We start from the raw sequence: 15,161 nt of genomic DNA, 5'->3' as shown, positions 1-15,161 counted from the left end.
ATTCGTTTAGGTTGTTGTTGTTTTTTTTATTCCGGGTTGTGCTTTACGCCCCGGCGGGGGGGGCGCCGCCCCCCGGCGGCCCCCCCCGGGCCGGGGTTCCACGGGAGCCGCGATCCGCTCCCCCATGATGCGGCTCGCCAGGTCCGAGGCCAGCTCCGATATCTGCATGCGGAGTTCGGCCTCGGCGGTGGCGCGCTCGGACTCGGTCCTGGCATGGCCCTCGGCCAGGACGGCGTCGCGTTCGCGGTGTCCTTCGGTACGGGTCGCCGCGATCACGGCGGTGCCCTCCTCGTAGGCCTGCTGCCGGATCCGGGCCGCGCTGTGCCGCGCCTCGGCCAGCACCGCCTCCGCCTCGGCCCGCTTCTCCTCGGCGCGGGCCCGTACCCCTTCGGCGTGTTCGATGCCACCTCTGATCGCTTCGTCCCGCGCTTCGAGTGCTCGCTGTATCCGGGGCAGCACCCGAAGGAAGAACAGGAAGACCGCGGCGAACAGCGACAACGCGACGAGGAGATCCTGGGCCTTCGGATTGAGGGGACCTACGGGGTAAGGAATGAGTTCCATGCTCATGCCTTTCCCGCTCAGGCGTGCGCAACAACGCGCATCTGCGCCAGAGTTGACTGATAGTCACCGGTTTGGAGAAAACGGTCGCGACCGGCGGTCGGTCAGTCAATCGGTCAGTCGACGGGCTTCTCCCAGACCGAGACGTGTCGGCGGCTCTCGCTGGTGAAGGGCGCCCGTGTCCAGTCCTCCCAGCGGTCGCGCAGCCGTAGTCCGGCGAGCCGTGCCATCAGGTCGAGCTCGGAAGGCCATACGTACCGGAACGGGAAGAACTGGTGCTCGGCACGCCCATCGACGATCGTGACGTAGTTCGAGCTCATGGCCTGGGTGGCGACGTCGTAGATGTCGAACGCCCAGCGCGTCGGGCTGATGTGGAACGGCACCGCCTTCTGTCCCGGGGGCAGCAGGCGCAGTTCCGGCACCCCCACCTCGACGACGAAACAGCCGCCGGGCTCCAGGTGGGCGGCGGCGTTGCCGAAACAGGCCACCTGGGCGTCCTGCGTCGTCAGGTTGTTGATCGTGTTGAAGACCAGGTAGGCGGCCGTGAACGTGCCCGCCACCCGTGTCGTCGCGAAGTCGCCGATCGTCACGTCGATGGCGTCGCCGCCCGGCTTGGCACGCAACCGGGCCACCATGGCCCGGGACATGTCGATGCCGTGCACCGGAACCCCGCGCCGGGCCAGCGGAAGCGCGATCCTGCCGGTGCCGATGCCGAGTTCCAGCGCCCGTCCGTGGCCTGCGAGTTCGGCCAGCACGTCGACCGCCGGATCCACCGCCTCCGGCCGGAACATGTCCGCCGTCGACTCGTCATAGGTGGCCGCTATGTTCTCACCGAAGACGCCGTCCTCATCCTGCATGCCGGGACCGTACCGCCCCGGGTTCCGCCGGCGCGCCCGATTTTTCTCGGGCCGGGCCGGGCCCAGCCGGGGCCTCGGGGCCGTGACTCTCCAGGGCACTTTCACAACACTGGTGAGACAGCAATACTGTTGCACCGCACCGGCGCACCACCCGAAGGAGCCGCCATGACGACGGACACCGAGGAGCCGACACTCACCGTCGACGAACTGGCCGCACGCGCGGGCGTCACGGTCCGCACGGTCCGCTTCTACAGCACCAAGGGGCTGTTGCCGCCGCCCGTGATCGGTGCCCGCCGGGTGGGTCACTACGGCCAGGAGCACCTGTCGCGGCTCGGACTCATCGAGGAGTTGCAGCACCAGGGGATGACGCTGGCCGCCATCGAACGCTATCTGCAGCAGCTGCCGGCCGGGCTCACCGCCCATGACCTGGCCATCCACCGTGCCGTGGTGGCGTCCTGGGCGCCGGACTCGGCGGAGGAGCTGAGCCGCGCGGAGCTGGAACGTCGGGCGGGGCGTCCGCTGGGCGAGGCGGATCTGGAGCGGCTCGTCGCGATGAGCGTCGTGCGGGAGACGGGCGCCCCGGGCACGTACCGGGTCGACCTCGGGCTGTTGCGGCTCGGCGTCCAACTGCTCGACGTACCGATCGCGCACGAGACGATCCTCGCCGCGCGCACGGTCCTGATGGAGCACACCCGTGCCGCGGCCCACGAGTTGTCCCTGCTGTTCCGGGACGAGGTGTCCGAGCGCGCGTCGGTGGCGGCGGTGAAGGACCTGTCGGCGCACATGCAACCCCTCGTGGTGCAGGCACTCCTGACGACGTTTCAGCGATCCCTCAAGGAGGAACTGCGGGAGTGGCTCAAGGAGTCCGAGTCCTGATCGCCGCGCCCGCAGTCACAAGTACGGTCACAGGTACGAAGACCCGCCGGCCACGTTGAGCGTCTGGCCGGTCAGGAAGCCGCTGCCCTCGTCGACGACGTACAGCAGGGTGGAGACGAGGTCGGACGGCTCCTGGGTCCTGGGTACGGCCTGCCGGGAGCGGACCTGCTCGAAGCCGCCGTCCGCGCCGACCGTGCGCTCGGCCGTGGCGGTGCGGACCAGGCCCGGCGCGATCGCGTTGACGGTGATGTCGTACGGGCCGAGCGCCGAGGCGAGCGCACGGGTGAGGCCGATCAGCCCGGCCTTCGAGGCGGTGTACGCCACCATCGTGGGCGGGGCGGTGAGGACGGCGGCCGAGGCGATGTTCACGATGCGGCCCCAGCCCGCCGCCTTCAGGTACGGCAGCACGGCGCGGGCCATCAGGAACGGCGCCTCCAGGTTGACGCGCATGACGCGCCGCCACTCCTCGGGAGTGGTCTCCTCGAAGGCCGATTCCGGGTACACGCCCGCGTTGTTGATCAGGACGTGCAGGGTGCCGAACTGGTCGAGCACCCGCTCCAGGGCCTCGTGGATCTGCGTCTCGTCGGTGACGTCGGCGACCAACTCCACGTAGTCCAGGACCCGTTCGGCCGTGTCCGGCTGCGGGACGAGGTCGAGTCCGGCCACCCGGTAGCCGCGCCCCGCGAGCGCGACGGCGAACTCCTGCCCGAGGCCCTGTGCCGCTCCGGTCACCAGGGCGGTCCGCGTCTCCATGGGACGAGTGTGATGACCCGTCAGGTACCGGGCAAGGGGCGTTTCCGGTCTCGGAACGAGTCGGCTCCGGTCCCGGAACGAGTCGGCTCCGGTCCCGGAACGAGTCGGCGATCCGGTGGGCGGGCGGCAGCGAGCCGCCCGCCCTGACCATCGGGCCCCGGCGTCACACGTCGCTGAACCGCTCCCCCTTCTCCGCCTTCTCCACGAGCAGCGCCGGCGGCGTGAACCTCTCCCCGTAGCGCTCGGCGAGCTCACGCGCGCGTGCCACGAATCCGGGCAGGCCGACGCCTTCCCCGGGATCACCCTCGTACCCGTTGATGTACTGCAGGACGCCACCGGTCCAGCCGGGGAAGCCGATCCCGAAGACGGACCCGATGTTGGCGTCGGCGACGGACGTCAGGACGCCCTCCTCCAGGAGCCGGACGGTGTCCAGCGCCTCCGAGAACAGCATGCGTTCCTGCATGTCGCGGAAGGGGATCTCGGCGTCTTCGCGCGTGAAGTGCTCCCGCAGCCCGGGCCACAACCCGGCCCGCTTCCCGTCCACGTACTCGTAGAAGCCCGCCCCGCCACTGCGTCCGGTGCGGCCGAACTCGTCGACCATGCGGTTGATGACCGCCTCGGCGGGGTGCGTCGTCCAGGTGCCGCCCGACTCCTCGACGGCCCGCTTCGACTCGGCGCGGATCTTGCGCGGCAGGGTGAGCGTCAGTTCGTCCATCAGGGAGAGGACCTTGGCCGGGTAACCGGCCTGGGCGGCCGCCTGCTCGACGGACGCGGGCTCGATGCCCTCGCCGACCATCGCCACGCCCTCGTCGATGAAGTGCCCGATGACCCGGGAGGTGAAGAAGCCGCGCGAGTCGTTGACGACGATCGGGGTCTTCCTGATCTGCCGTACGAGGTCGAAGGCGCGTGCCAGGGCCTCGTCGCCGGTCCGCTCGCCCTTGATGATCTCGACGAGCGGCATCTTGTCGACGGGCGAGAAGAAGTGCAGTCCGACGAAGTCGCCCTGCCGCTCGACACCTTCGGCGAGGACGGTGATCGGCAGGGTCGAGGTGTTGGAGCACAGCAGCGCGTCCGGCTCGACGACGTGCTGGATCTCCTGGAACACCTTGTGCTTGAGCGCCGGGTCCTCGAAGACCGCCTCGATGACCGCGTCACAGCCGGCCACGCCCTGCGGGTCGGCGGTGGGCGTGATGCGGGCGAGCAGCGCGTCCGCCTTCTCCTGGGTCGTACGTCCCCGGGAGACGGCCTTGGCGCAGAGCTTCTCGGAGTAGGCCTTGCCCTTCGCCGCCGCCTCGGCCGAGACGTCCTTGAGGACGACGTCGATGCCGGCGCGGGCGCACGAGTACGCGATGCCCGCGCCCATCATCCCGGCGCCCAGGACGGCGACCTTGCGGACCTGGCGGGGCTCCACGCCCTTGGGGCGGTTGGCACCGGAGTTGACGGCCTGGAGGTCGAAGAAGAAGGCCTGGATCATGTTCTTGGAGGTCTGGCCCGCGGCCAGCTCCACGAAGTAGCGCGCCTCGATGACCTGTGCGGTCTCGAAGTCGACCTGGGAGCCCTCGACGGCGGCCGCGAGGATGTTGCGCGGCGCCGGGTAGGGCGCGCCGTTCGTCTGCTTGCGCAGGTTGGCCGGGAAGGCGGGCAGGTTCGCCGCGAACTTCGGGTTGGACGGGGTGCCGCCCGGGATGCGGTAGCCCGGCTTGTCCCAGGGCTGCTTCGACTCGGGGTTGGCGTCGATGAAGGCGCGGGCCTTGGCGAGCATCTCCTCGCGGGTGGCCGCCACTTCGTGGACGAGGCCGTTTTCGAGGGCGCGCCGCGGGCTGTACTGGGTGCCCTGGAGGAGCACCTTCAGCAGCGCGTCGGCGATGCCCAGGAGGCGTACCGTCCTGACGACGCCGCCGCCTCCGGGCAGCAGGCCGAGCGTGACCTCGGGGCAGCCGATCTTGGAGCCGGGCGCGTCGAGGGCGACGCGGTGGTGGCAGGCCAGCGCGATCTCGTAACCGCCGCCCAGGGCCGCGCCGTTCATCGCGGCGACGACGGGCTTGCCGAGTGTCTCGATGCGGCGCAGGTCGCGCTTGATGGCGAGATTCGCGTCGAGGAGCCGCTGGGCGGTCCCGGGCGTGACCCGGATGAGTTCGCGCAGGTCGCCGCCCGCGAAGAAGGTCTTCTTGGCGGAGGTGAAGACGACGCCGCGCACGGAGTCGGGATCGGCTTGGACTGCCGTCTCCAGGCGGTCGGCGATCGCGGTGAGCGACTCACGGAACGCCTGGTTCATGGTGTTCGCGGACTGGTCGGGGTCGTCGAGTACGAGCGTGACGACGCCGGTCTCGTCCTGTTCCCAGCGGATGGTGGTGCTCTCGGTCATGACAGTTTCTCCGTAAGGGGGACGGGACGTTCAGAGACGCTCGACGATCGTGGCGATGCCCATGCCGCCGCCGACGCAGAGCGTGGCGAGGCCGAACTGCTTGTCCTGGCGCTCCAGTTCGTCGACGAGCGTGCCGAGGATCATCGCGCCGGTGGCGCCCAGCGGGTGGCCGAGGGCGATGGCGCCGCCGTTGACGTTGACCTTATCCAGGGACAGGCCCATGTCCTTGACGAAGCGCAGGACGACCGCCGCGAAGGCCTCGTTGATCTCGACGAGGTCGATGTCGTCGATGGTCAGCCCCGCCTTCCTGAGCGCCTTGCGGGTGGCGGGCGCGGGCCCGGTCAGCATGATGGTGGGTTCGGAGCCGGAGACGGCCGCGGAGACGATCCGCGCGCGCGGAGTGAGCCCGTAGCGCTCGCCGACCTCCTGCGAGCCGACGGCGACCAGGGAGGCACCGTCCACGATGCCGGACGAGTTGCCCGCGTGGTGGACGTGGTCGATCTTCTCCACCCAGTGGTACTTCTGCAGCGCCACCGCGTCGAAGCCGCCCAGGTCGCCGATGTCCGCGAACGACGCCTTCAGTTTGGCCAGCGAGTCGGCGGTGGTGCCGGGGCGCAGATGCTCGTCGTGGTCGAGGACGACGAGTCCGCTGCGGTCCTTCACCGGGACGACGGACCGCTCGAAGCGGCCGTCCTTCCAGGCCGCGGCCGCGCGCTCCTGGGACAGTGCCGCGTACTCGTCGACGTCCCGGCGGCCGAAGCCCTCGATGGTGGCGATGAGGTCGGCACTGATGCCCTGCGGTACGAAGTTGGTGGCGAGGTTGGTCATCGGGTCGGCGAACCAGGCGCCGCCGTCGGAGGCCATCGGCACCCGGGACATCGACTCGACGCCGCCCGCGAGCACCAGGTCCTCCCAGCCCGAACGGACCTTCATCGCGGCCAGGTTGACGGCTTCCAGGCCGGACGCACAGAAGCGGTTCTCCTGGACGCCGGCCACCGTGTCCGGCAGCCCTGCCGCAAGGGCCGAGATCCTGGCGATGTCGGAGCCCTGGTCGCCGACAGGGCCGACGACGCCGAGCACGATGTCGTCGATGGCGGCCGGGTCGAGGTCCGGGAAGCGGGCCTGGATCTCGTGGATGAGCCCGACGACCAGGTCGACGGGCTTGGTGCCGTGCAGGGCGCCGTTCGCCTTGCCGCGGCCGCGCGGAGTGCGGATCGCGTCGTACACGTACGCTTCGGTGCTCACTGGAAAGCCTTTCGGGGAGAGCCGGTTCGAGGGGAACCCAGTTCGGGGAGAGTCACGGGGGCCGGGGCCTGGCGGGTCAGCTCAGCAGGGAACGGCCGATGATCTCCTTCATGATCTCGGTCGTGCCGCCGTAGATGGTCTGGACGCGGCTGTCGGTGAAGGCCCTGGCCACCCGGTACTCCGTCATGTAGCCGTAGCCGCCATGCAGTTGGAGGCAGCGGTCCGCGACCCGTTTCTCCAGTTCGGTGGCCCACCACTTGGCCATCGAGGCGTGCACGGCGTCGAGTCCCCCGTCCGAGTGGTCGACGACGCAACGGTCGAGGAACGTCCGGGTGACGGCGCATTCGGTGGCCATCTCGGCTATCTCGAAGCGGATGTGCTGGAGGCGGGAGAGCGGCCGTCCGAAGGCCTCGCGCTCCTTGACGTACTCGGTGGTGATCTCCAGCAGGTACTCGGCGGCGGCGATCCCGGCGACGGCGATGCTCAGGCGCTCCTGCGCGAGGTTCGTCATCAGGTGCCCGAAGGCGCCGTCGAGCTCGCCGAGCAGGTTCTCCTTCGGGACGCGCACGTCGTGGAAGAACAACTCGGCGGTGTCCTGCGCCTTCTGGCCGATCTTGTCGAGGTTGCGGCCGCGCTCGAAGCCCTCCATGCCCCGCTCGACGACCAGCAGGGAGAGCCCGCGCGCACCGCCCTCGGGGGTGGTCTTCGCGACGACGATCACCAGGTCGGCCAGGATTCCGTTGGAGATGAAGGTCTTGGAACCGTTGAGCAGCCAGTGGTCGCCCCGGTCCTCGGCGTGCGTCCTGATGCCCTGGAGGTCCGATCCCGCGCCCGGTTCCGTCATGGCGATGGCCGTGATCAGCGTGCCGTCGCAGAAGCCGGGCAGCCAGCGCCGCCGCTGCTCCTCGGTGGCGAGGCCGGTCAGATACGGGCCGATGATGTCGTTGTGCAGTCCGAGCGCGAGCCCGGCGGCCCCCGCGCGCGTGAACTCCTCGGCCAGTACGGCGCTGTAGCGGAAGTCCGAGCTGCCCCCGCCCCCGTACTCCTCCGGCACGGCGAGCCCGAGCAGCCCCTGCTTCCCGGCCGCCCGCCAGGCGTCGCGCGAGACGATGCCGTCCTTCTCCCACTGCCCGTAGTACGGCAGCACCTCCTTGGCGAGGAAGCTCCGGACGGTCTCACGGAACGCGTCGTGCTCGGGCGCGAAGATCTGCCGCTTCATTCGGAGCTGCCCTTCGTACGGTCCTTCATGAGACCGGGTACGTCCCAGTCGCGGGCCACCTCCGCGGTGTCGGCGCCCGGCTGGGCAGGACCGCCGCGGACGGAGGTGTGGGTGGCGGAGAAACGGGGCGCGGGGGCGGGCTGGGTGATGCCGCCGTGGTCGGTGAAGGTGCCGCGGGCGGCGAGATGCGGATGGTGCGGGGCCTCGCGCAGCGACAGCACAGGTGCCACACACGCGTCGGAGCCCTCGAAGACCGCGGTCCACTCGTCCCTCGTACGGGTCCTGAAGCGGGCCGCGACCGCCTCGCGCAGCTCGCCCCAGCGGGACACGTCCTTGTGGGCCGCTGCCAGGTCCCCGATGCCGAGCAGGTGCACGAACTCCTCGTAGAACTGCCGCTCCAGCGCGCCCACGGCCATGTACCGGCCGTCGGCCGTCTCGTACGTCCCGTAGTACGGGCAGCCGCCGTCGAGGAGGTTGGCGCCGCGCCGGTCCTGCCAGCCGCCGGCGGCCAGCATGCCGTGGATCATCGCGGCCAGGTGCGCCGTGCCGTCCACGATCGCGGCGTCCACGACCTGTCCGGCGCCGGTCGCGCGCGCGTGGTGGAGGGCGGCGAGGACCCCGACGACGAGGTAGAGCGAACCGCCCGCGTAGTCGCCGAGGAGGTTCGCGGGGACGGCGGGCGGCTCGTCCGGCTCGCCGATCATGCCGAGGGTGCCGGTCAGCGCGATGTACGCGATGTCGTGCCCGGCGCGCTGGGCGAGCGGGCCCTCCTGGCCCCAGCCGGTCATCCGCCCGTAGACGAGCTTCGGATTGCGGGCGTGGCAGGTTCCGGGGCCGACACCGAGGCGTTCGGCGACGCCGGGACGGTAGCCCTCGATCAGGATGTCGGCACGTTCGACCAGGTCGAGGACGTGGTCCGGGCCGTCCGCCGACTTCAGGTCGACGACGACGGAGCGCTTGTTGCGGTTGGTGACGTCGTACTCCGGTCTGATCGCGAGCCCGCCGCCGCCCGGCCTGTCCACGCGTACGACGTCGGCACCCAGGTCGGCAAGGAGCATGGCGGCGAACGGGCCGGGCCCGATGCCCGCCAGCTCCACCACGCGCACCCCGGCGAGCGGGCCGTGCCCTGCCGTCCCTGCCACTGCCATCAAGCCCCCAGCGCTGTGACACAACTGATGTAACATCAGCGATGTTAAGAACGTGTTCCACTCCGCACAAGCCCCCGACGAGCAAGCGCTCAGTCAATTCCGCGGCGGACGGCCCAGGGGTGGCTCAGCGGCCGTCCAGCTCCGCTATGAGCCTCTTCGGCGCGATGGTGCGGTAGCTCTCCTCCACCCAGTCGCACAGCAGCTCCACGGCTGGAGCGCCCTTCTCCTCCAGCGGGACGCGCACCCAGCCCGCCTTCCCGAGGCCGTATCCGGCGGGCTCGGCCCCCGGGGCGGTCATGGCGTGGGCGTGCGCCACCTCGTCCTTGAGTTTCACGGTGACACCCATCGGATAGCTGCCGTCACTGACACCGAGGAAGACGAACACCTTCTTGTTGACCTTCGCGACGGTCTCGCCCCAGGGGAACTCCTCGGTGGCACCGGGCAGTCCGAGGGCGAAATCCCGCACTTTCTCCCACTTCGTCAGGGCGTTCTTCGTCGGGGCCACGGCTGCCTCCCGGTCCTGGTCGGCCCCTGGTACGGGGTCCTGGTTCGGCTCCTCGTACCTCACGCTAGCCTCAGCCACCGACAACGGCGCGGGGTGCACGGCTGAGAGGTGCCATGAGCAGGCAGGACAGGACGGAGCGCGCGTACGACATCGTGCTCTTCGGAGCTACGGGATTCGTCGGAGAGCTCACCGCGGAGTACCTCGCCGCCCACGCGCCGGACGGGTTGCGCTGGGCGATCGCGGCACGTGACACGACAAAGCTCGAACGGCTGCGGGAACGGCTGGCGTCGATCAACCCGGACTGCGCCGAGCTGCCCATGCTCCGGACGGACATCGCCGACCCGGCCTCGCTGCGCGAACTCGCGGCACACGCGCGCGTGGTGGCCACGACCGTCGGGCCCTACCTCACGTACGGCGAGGACCTGGTCGCCGCCTGCGCGGACGCCGGCACCGACTACGTGGACCTCTGCGGGGAGCCCGAGTTCGTGGACCGCGCGTATGTGCGGCACGACGCACGCGCGCGTGAGACCGGGGCACGGCTGGTGCACGCGTGCGGCTTCGACTCGATTCCGCACGACCTGGGCGCGTACTTCACCGTGCGGCAGCTCCCCGAAGGGGTGCCGTTGACCGTGGACGGGTTCGTCCAGGCCGAGGCGATGTTCTCGGGGGGTACCTTCGCCTCCGCCCTCAACCAGTTCTCGCGCGGGCGGCACATGCTCGCGGCCGCGCGGGACCGCAAGCGGCACGAGCCGCGGCTCGTCGAGCGGCGGGCGTCCGTGCCGCCGAGCGTGCCGCGGTACGCCAAGGAGGTCGGGGCGTGGGCCGTGCCGCTGCCCACCATCGACGCGCAGATCGTGCTGCGGTCGGCCCGGGCCCTGGAGCGCTACGGGCCCGAGTTCCGCTACCGGCACTACGCGGCCGTCGAGCGGCTCCCGTTCGCGCTGGGCGGGGTGGCCGCGGCCGGCGCGGTCTTCGCGGCGGCGCAGGTACCGCCGGCCCGGCGCTGGCTGTCGGAGCGGCTCGGACCGGGCAGCGGGCCGAGCGAGGAGAAGCGGGCGAAGAGCTGGTTCTCGGTGCGGTTCGTCGGCGAGGGTGGGGGGCAACAGGTGTTCACGGAGGTCTCGGGCGGTGACCCCGGGTATGGGGAGACCGCCAAGATGTTCGCCGAGTCCGCGTTGTGTCTGGCTTTTGACGACCTGCCTCGGACGTCCGGCCAGGTCACGACGGCGGTCGCGATGGGCGACGCGCTCATCGAGCGGCTCCGCGGGGCCGGGATCGGTTTCCGGGTCGCGGCTACGCGCTAGCGCTCCGCGGGGAACCGCTCCGGGCTACCACCCCGTGATCGTGTAGATCATCCCGGCTATCCAGGCCGTTCCGGCGAGGACCGCGAGCAGCAGTCCGGCCATCACGGCGCGCTCGATCGGCTGGGTGGGGCTGGCGGCGGGCTTCGGGGCGCGGTGTGTCGTCATGCGGCCCAGCCTGCCGATCATGGCAGGGCCCCGGCATCCGTACAGATACTCAGAACCGGTACTCAGAGGGCCTACTCAGGTAGGAACCCAGGTATCAACAGCTGTCAACAGAGCCGGTTCCCGGGGAAGTCGTCGCCTTCAGGGCCCGTCGGCACAGCGCGTCCGCGTGCCGCGTCGTCTCCGGGAGGCGGAAGCGCGGCGCCAGTCGGAGGGTGTGGGCGCAGGCGGTGTCCAGGGTCACGCGGTGGCCGACCGAGACGAACACCGGCTTGATGCCGGGCTGCGTGCGCAGCGCCCGGCCGACCTCCTCCGCACCGGCGAGCAGCGGGGAGGAGGAGCCGCGTGGGGCGGCCGGCTCCTCGTAGGCGAAGGTGAAGGGGTTCTTGGCGACCCCGATCGTCGGCAGACCGGTGAGGACCCCGAGGTGGCTGGCCAGGCCGAAGCGGCGGGGGTGGGCGAGTCCGTAGCCGTCGCAGACGACCAGGCCCGGCTCGCACGGCAGCGCGTCGAGGGCCGCCAGGACGGCCGGGATCTCACGGAAGGCGAGCAGCCCGGGAACGTACGGGAAGGTCACCTGCCCCACCGCCGTGGACTCGGCGACGACATCGAGGGTCGCCGCGTCGAGCACGACGGCCGCGGCCACGACGATGTCGCGCGCGTCGTCGTACGCCACGTCGACCCCCGTCACCCGGCCGGTTCCGGGCGGCGGCCCGGGCTCGTCGAGGACCACCCGGCCCCGCAACTCGTCCTGCACGGCACGGGCCTGGTCCTCGGTGGCGGGCCAGCCCGCGGGAATGCGTACGGTCGTCATGGTGCCGCCGAGCCTACGGGGGCTCGGGCGGCGAGGAGTAGGCTCGTGATCATGTTCGTACTGGAGCTGACCCACACCGCGCCCGTCGAGGCCGTCGACGCCGTTCTGGAAGCGCATGTCCTGTGGCTGGACGAGCAGTTCGCGGCCGGCGTCTTCCTGGCGTCCGGGCCCAAGAGCCCCCGGGACGGCGGTGTGATTCTGGCCGTCGCCGACAGCCGCGCGGAGGTCGAGAAGACCACCGCGACCGATCCCTTCGTGGTCGCGGAGGTGTGCGCGTACCGGATCACGGAGTTCACGGCGACGAAGACGGCGCCCGCGCTGGCGCAGTACCGCGAGACGCCGGCCTGAGCCGCCCCGGGGAGCAGGCTCGGGCGCCCGACTCCCCCAGACACGGCCGCCGCTTGTCCCTCTCCGTCTCCGCCGCGTCAGCGCTCCAGCCGAGCCACTCGGCCCTTTTCGCCGGAGGCCCAGCAGGCCAGGTCCTGGGTGCAGTCGACGGTGTCGTACGAACCCGTGTCGAGCGTGCGCCAGGTGCGGCCGCCGTCCGTGGTGAGGTCGGTGCCGGTGGGGCCGACCGCGAGGGCGGCCGAGCGGCTGTGCGGGAGCCAGCTGACGCCCGAGCGGTAGGCGGGCGGCGGGGTGGCGGAGGGCTTCCAGGTGCGGCCGCCGTCGCCGCTGACCGCGGCCGCCCGCGGTGAGGCCTGGTCGGCCCGGTAGTCGCCGCCGACCGCGATGCCGTGCGTACGGTCGCGGAAGGCGAGGGCGAAGACACCGCGGGCCGGATCGCCCGCCGGAATCGGCGTGTCGGTGGCCGTCCAGGTCAGGCCTCGGTCGGACGAATGCAGCACGCGCGCGCGTGAAGCCCCACCGGTGGCCAGCCACACATCGCGCGACCCCGAGCTGACCAGGCACTGGCCACTGGCCGCGAAGCCCGCCTCACCCTCCTGGGCCGCGGGCATGCCCTCGCTGGGCAGCACCTTCCAGGACCGGCCGCCGTCGCTCGTCGACAGGATGCGGAACCTGCCGTCGACCGGGTCGCTCATCGCAAGCCCGTGGCGCCGGTCGAAGAAGGTGAGGCAGTCGTAGAAGGCCTTCGCGTCGGTGTTGCGGAAGGACTCGGTCCAGGTCGTGCCGCCGTCCTCGGTCCGGAAGACCCGGGACGCCTCGCCCTCGCCGATGGCCAGCACCACGGCCCGCCGCCCGTCGAAGGCCTCGATGTCGCGGAACTCCAACTCGGCGGCCCCCGGCGGCGATACGTTCCGCCAGCTCGCGCCGCCGTCGGAGGTGCGCAGCACGGTGCCCTTGGACCCGGCCAGCCAGGCGGTGTTCCGGCTCACGGCGGAGAGCCCGCGGAAGCGTACGTCCGTGCCGCTGTTCTTCAGTTCCCAGTGCGGTGGCTTTCCGCCGTCGGGCCCTTGGGCCTGCGCGGGGGCCGTGAGCGCGGCGGCCAGGGCCGCTCCGCACATTCCCACAGTCACCAGTCGCCTCGTACGTCTCATGCGTCGCGTCTTCCCCAAGCCCCTCATGGCGGGCGAAGCTAGCCCACTCCCCCGGCGGCGTCCAGACGCCCCTGGCGGCTTCTGCGTCCACTCCGGAGATCCACGCTCACTCCTGTGAATGAAGCCGGTGACAGAGGTCACTCGAAGTTCATGCGTTTTCGTGCGCACGGATTGGCCGATTCCGGCGTCTCTACAAGTGCCGGCTCATCCGTCCGCCGTTCGTCAAGCCGTCACAAGGGAGCAAGGCGTTGTCAATGTCCACCGTCATCGAGCAGCCCGTTGAGGCCCGTCTCGTCGCCGCCGCCCCGCGGATGCCGAGCATTCCCGCAACGCTCCGCTACGACCCCCGCGACCCGTTCGCCGTCCGCATGTCCTTCCCCGCCCCGGCCACGCTCGAAGGCGTGGACGTGTGCTGGACCTTCGCCCGCGAGCTGCTCTCCTCGGGTCTGGAGGAGTCGGTGGGGGACGGCGACGTACGAGTGCGGCCGTACGGCTACGACCGCATCGTCCTGGAGTTCCACGCCCCCGAGGGGACCGCTGTCGTCCACGTCCTCGCGGGCGAGCTGCGGAACTTCCTGGACAACTCGACGAAGCTGGTGCCCTTCGGTCTGGAGCACCTGCACCAGAATCTGGACCACGGACTCGCCGAGCTGATGAGGGACGGCTGCTGAACTCCGGTCTCTGATCTCAGCAGGGTGTTGACCTCGCCGTAGTCCGGTCCTCCGGCCGGCGAGTCGTACGTCCCCGTGTCCAGCAGCTCCCGCGCGGCGCGGCGGAACAGTGCGTGCGCGGCCGGCGCGACACCCGGGCCCACTCCGTGTCACGACACGCGTGCGGAGCCTCAGCTTCCCGGCGCCCCTGACGCCGACGCCGCGGCCGCCGACCCCACGATCACCGCCGAACGCACCTCCTGGATCGCCGTCTTCAGGGCCGGAACCGATGCCCCGCCGCGCTCGGCCAGCGCCTCGACGCGCTCCTCGTGACGCCGCCTGTCTCCGCCCGGCAGGAGGGGGCACAGCCCCGCCGCGACGGCGAGGGCGACGAGCGCGGCGTCCCGCTCGGGCACCTCCGCGACGGGCACCGGGCCCGCCAGCAAGTACCGCGCCTTCTCGCGCAGGTCGTCCACGACGGCGGTACCGTCCACCTCGTACGCCACGGACGGGAAGAGCCCGAACACCCGCTTCCTCTCCGCGCGCAAGTATCCGTCGGCGGCGAGCTGCGCCTGTACGGCGTCAAGGGTGACGCGGGCCCGCAGGCCGACCCAGGTCCGCCACTCGTGCGGCCGGGACTCCTCGACGAGTTCCAGGAGCCCGTCCAGCACCGGGTCCCCGGCCTGGGCGTCGGGATCCGCCGGCATGGCGATGCCGTCCGCGTCGGTGAGCAGCCCGCGCTGCGCCAACTCGGTGAGGGCACCGGCCCGGACCAGCCGGGAGAGCTGGTCGGCGTCGGTGACCTGCGACTTCGTGGCGTCCCGGCCCAGCAGGTAGAGCCGGGCGGGCAGCGAGAGCGAACCAGTGGGCACAGGGTTTCCTTCGCGCGGTGAGGGGCGGTGAGGGGATCGAGGGGCTGAGGATCGAGGAGGCGAGGGGCCGAGGGGGGCTCACGTTAATTCGTTGACAGCTTCCGGGCCCCCTCCTACGGTGTGTGACGGTCCTGTTGTCGTCGATTGGAGTAGGACGTTGCTCGTCTGAGGTCCTGAGACACCGCGTCACACACGTCTATGTGTGTGCGTTGCGTGCGACCTCGGCGTACGAGCCGTCCCGTCCTCCGGAGCAGGGCTTTCCTCATGCCCTCCCCAGGACTTCTCCGGCCCGCCTCTTCGGCCGTCGTCGCCCCCGGTGTCTCGATACGCGTTG

Annotated in this window: 16 protein-coding genes; 4 read left to right on the top strand and 12 right to left on the bottom strand. The window is 71.0% G+C overall.

Features of this window, described 5'->3' with window-relative positions:
- Window positions 1–6: 6 nt before the first annotated feature.
- Window positions 7–561, bottom strand: coding sequence for a hypothetical protein (locus AB0I18_RS42745; RefSeq protein ID WP_363111175.1), 555 nt, complete (start codon window positions 559–561; stop codon window positions 7–9).
- Between the two features lie 113 nt (window positions 562–674).
- Window positions 675–1,415 (bottom strand): class I SAM-dependent methyltransferase, encoded by a 741-nt coding sequence (locus tag AB0I18_RS42740; protein WP_363111174.1) that lies wholly within the window; start codon window positions 1,413–1,415, stop codon window positions 675–677.
- 165 nt (window positions 1,416–1,580) lie between these two features.
- Here AB0I18_RS42740 and AB0I18_RS42735 point away from each other — a divergent pair, with 165 nt between their 5' ends.
- Window positions 1,581–2,291 (top strand): MerR family transcriptional regulator, encoded by a 711-nt coding sequence (locus tag AB0I18_RS42735; RefSeq protein ID WP_363111173.1) that lies wholly within the window; start codon window positions 1,581–1,583, stop codon window positions 2,289–2,291.
- Between the two features lie 27 nt (window positions 2,292–2,318).
- Here AB0I18_RS42735 and AB0I18_RS42730 read toward each other — a convergent pair whose 3' ends face one another.
- The 6 genes from AB0I18_RS42730 to AB0I18_RS42705 form a co-directional block, all read right to left on the bottom strand.
- The gene (locus tag AB0I18_RS42730; RefSeq protein ID WP_363111172.1) at window positions 2,319–3,044 is read right to left on the bottom strand and encodes an SDR family NAD(P)-dependent oxidoreductase; all 726 of its coding nucleotides are present in this window, start codon (window positions 3,042–3,044) and stop codon (window positions 2,319–2,321) included.
- A gap of 163 nt (window positions 3,045–3,207) precedes the next feature.
- Window positions 3,208–5,409 carry a 3-hydroxyacyl-CoA dehydrogenase NAD-binding domain-containing protein gene (locus AB0I18_RS42725; RefSeq protein ID WP_363111171.1) on the bottom strand — a complete coding sequence of 734 codons (2,202 nt, stop codon included), beginning with the start codon at window positions 5,407–5,409 and terminating at the stop codon, window positions 3,208–3,210.
- A 30-nt stretch (window positions 5,410–5,439) separates the two neighbouring features.
- On the bottom strand, window positions 5,440–6,654 hold the full coding sequence (locus tag AB0I18_RS42720; RefSeq protein ID WP_363111170.1) for an acetyl-CoA C-acetyltransferase: 1,215 nt from the start codon (window positions 6,652–6,654) through the stop codon (window positions 5,440–5,442).
- Window positions 6,655–6,730: 76 nt separating this feature from the next.
- Window positions 6,731–7,873 (bottom strand): acyl-CoA dehydrogenase family protein, encoded by a 1,143-nt coding sequence (locus AB0I18_RS42715; RefSeq protein WP_363111169.1) that lies wholly within the window; start codon window positions 7,871–7,873, stop codon window positions 6,731–6,733.
- A complete protein-coding gene (locus AB0I18_RS42710) occupies window positions 7,870–9,021 on the bottom strand; it encodes a CaiB/BaiF CoA-transferase family protein (RefSeq protein WP_363111168.1) in 1,152 nt (383 codons plus the stop codon). The genes AB0I18_RS42715 and AB0I18_RS42710 overlap by 4 nt, the downstream gene beginning before the upstream one ends.
- Before the next feature lie 124 nt (window positions 9,022–9,145).
- Window positions 9,146–9,526 (bottom strand): MmcQ/YjbR family DNA-binding protein, encoded by a 381-nt coding sequence (locus tag AB0I18_RS42705; protein ID WP_363111179.1) that lies wholly within the window; start codon window positions 9,524–9,526, stop codon window positions 9,146–9,148.
- Between the two features lie 113 nt (window positions 9,527–9,639).
- Between AB0I18_RS42705 and AB0I18_RS42700 the strand changes: the two genes are divergently transcribed.
- The gene (locus AB0I18_RS42700; protein WP_363111167.1) at window positions 9,640–10,830 is read left to right on the top strand and encodes a saccharopine dehydrogenase NADP-binding domain-containing protein; all 1,191 of its coding nucleotides are present in this window, start codon (window positions 9,640–9,642) and stop codon (window positions 10,828–10,830) included.
- 24 nt (window positions 10,831–10,854) lie between these two features.
- Here the strand turns inward: AB0I18_RS42700 and AB0I18_RS42695 are convergent, their stop codons facing one another.
- Window positions 10,855–10,995: a hypothetical protein gene (locus tag AB0I18_RS42695; RefSeq protein ID WP_363111180.1), complete on the bottom strand. Its 141-nt coding sequence runs from the start codon at window positions 10,993–10,995 to the stop codon at window positions 10,855–10,857.
- 94 nt (window positions 10,996–11,089) lie between these two features.
- Window positions 11,090–11,806: an endonuclease V gene (locus AB0I18_RS42690; protein ID WP_363111166.1), complete on the bottom strand. Its 717-nt coding sequence runs from the start codon at window positions 11,804–11,806 to the stop codon at window positions 11,090–11,092.
- A gap of 51 nt (window positions 11,807–11,857) precedes the next feature.
- Here AB0I18_RS42690 and AB0I18_RS42685 point away from each other — a divergent pair, with 51 nt between their 5' ends.
- Window positions 11,858–12,154, top strand: coding sequence for a YciI family protein (locus AB0I18_RS42685; RefSeq protein ID WP_363111178.1), 297 nt, complete (start codon window positions 11,858–11,860; stop codon window positions 12,152–12,154).
- A gap of 77 nt (window positions 12,155–12,231) precedes the next feature.
- On the opposite strand, the gene AB0I18_RS42680 is transcribed toward AB0I18_RS42685, so the two are convergent.
- Window positions 12,232–13,272, bottom strand: a complete 1,041-nt coding sequence (locus AB0I18_RS42680; protein ID WP_363111177.1) for an oxidoreductase — start codon at window positions 13,270–13,272, stop codon at window positions 12,232–12,234.
- A gap of 287 nt (window positions 13,273–13,559) precedes the next feature.
- Here AB0I18_RS42680 and AB0I18_RS42675 point away from each other — a divergent pair, with 287 nt between their 5' ends.
- Window positions 13,560–13,976, top strand: coding sequence for an SsgA family sporulation/cell division regulator (locus tag AB0I18_RS42675; RefSeq protein ID WP_363111165.1), 417 nt, complete (start codon window positions 13,560–13,562; stop codon window positions 13,974–13,976).
- A gap of 170 nt (window positions 13,977–14,146) precedes the next feature.
- Here the strand turns inward: AB0I18_RS42675 and AB0I18_RS42670 are convergent, their stop codons facing one another.
- Window positions 14,147–14,827, bottom strand: a complete 681-nt coding sequence (locus AB0I18_RS42670; protein WP_363111164.1) for a GPP34 family phosphoprotein — start codon at window positions 14,825–14,827, stop codon at window positions 14,147–14,149.
- Window positions 14,828–15,161: the final 334 nt, after the last annotated feature.

Source organism: Streptomyces sp. NPDC050704 (genome assembly GCF_040654355.1).
GTDB lineage: Bacteria > Actinomycetota > Actinomycetes > Streptomycetales > Streptomycetaceae > Streptomyces.
This window is presented reverse-complemented; position numbering and strand designations above follow the sequence as displayed.

What these genes read in the sequence shown, in the direction of transcription:
- AB0I18_RS42710 (WP_363111168.1), bottom strand. Translation starts at nt 9,021, where the DNA reads ATGGCAGTGGCAGGGACGGCAGGGCACGGCCCGCTCGCCGGGGTGCGC.
- AB0I18_RS42680 (WP_363111177.1), bottom strand. Translation starts at nt 13,272, where the DNA reads ATGTGCGGAGCGGCCCTGGCCGCCGCGCTCACGGCCCCCGCGCAGGCC.
- AB0I18_RS42685 (WP_363111178.1), top strand. Translation starts at nt 11,858, where the DNA reads ATGTTCGTACTGGAGCTGACCCACACCGCGCCCGTCGAGGCCGTCGAC.
- AB0I18_RS42735 (WP_363111173.1), top strand. Translation starts at nt 1,581, where the DNA reads ATGACGACGGACACCGAGGAGCCGACACTCACCGTCGACGAACTGGCC.
- AB0I18_RS42745 (WP_363111175.1), bottom strand. Translation starts at nt 561, where the DNA reads ATGGAACTCATTCCTTACCCCGTAGGTCCCCTCAATCCGAAGGCCCAG.
- AB0I18_RS42740 (WP_363111174.1), bottom strand. Translation starts at nt 1,415, where the DNA reads ATGCAGGATGAGGACGGCGTCTTCGGTGAGAACATAGCGGCCACCTAT.
- AB0I18_RS42695 (WP_363111180.1), bottom strand. Translation starts at nt 10,995, where the DNA reads ATGACGACACACCGCGCCCCGAAGCCCGCCGCCAGCCCCACCCAGCCG.
- AB0I18_RS42675 (WP_363111165.1), top strand. Translation starts at nt 13,560, where the DNA reads ATGTCCACCGTCATCGAGCAGCCCGTTGAGGCCCGTCTCGTCGCCGCC.
- AB0I18_RS42730 (WP_363111172.1), bottom strand. Translation starts at nt 3,044, where the DNA reads ATGGAGACGCGGACCGCCCTGGTGACCGGAGCGGCACAGGGCCTCGGG.
- AB0I18_RS42715 (WP_363111169.1), bottom strand. Translation starts at nt 7,873, where the DNA reads ATGAAGCGGCAGATCTTCGCGCCCGAGCACGACGCGTTCCGTGAGACC.
- AB0I18_RS42700 (WP_363111167.1), top strand. Translation starts at nt 9,640, where the DNA reads ATGAGCAGGCAGGACAGGACGGAGCGCGCGTACGACATCGTGCTCTTC.
- AB0I18_RS42690 (WP_363111166.1), bottom strand. Translation starts at nt 11,806, where the DNA reads ATGACGACCGTACGCATTCCCGCGGGCTGGCCCGCCACCGAGGACCAG.
- AB0I18_RS42725 (WP_363111171.1), bottom strand. Translation starts at nt 5,409, where the DNA reads ATGACCGAGAGCACCACCATCCGCTGGGAACAGGACGAGACCGGCGTC.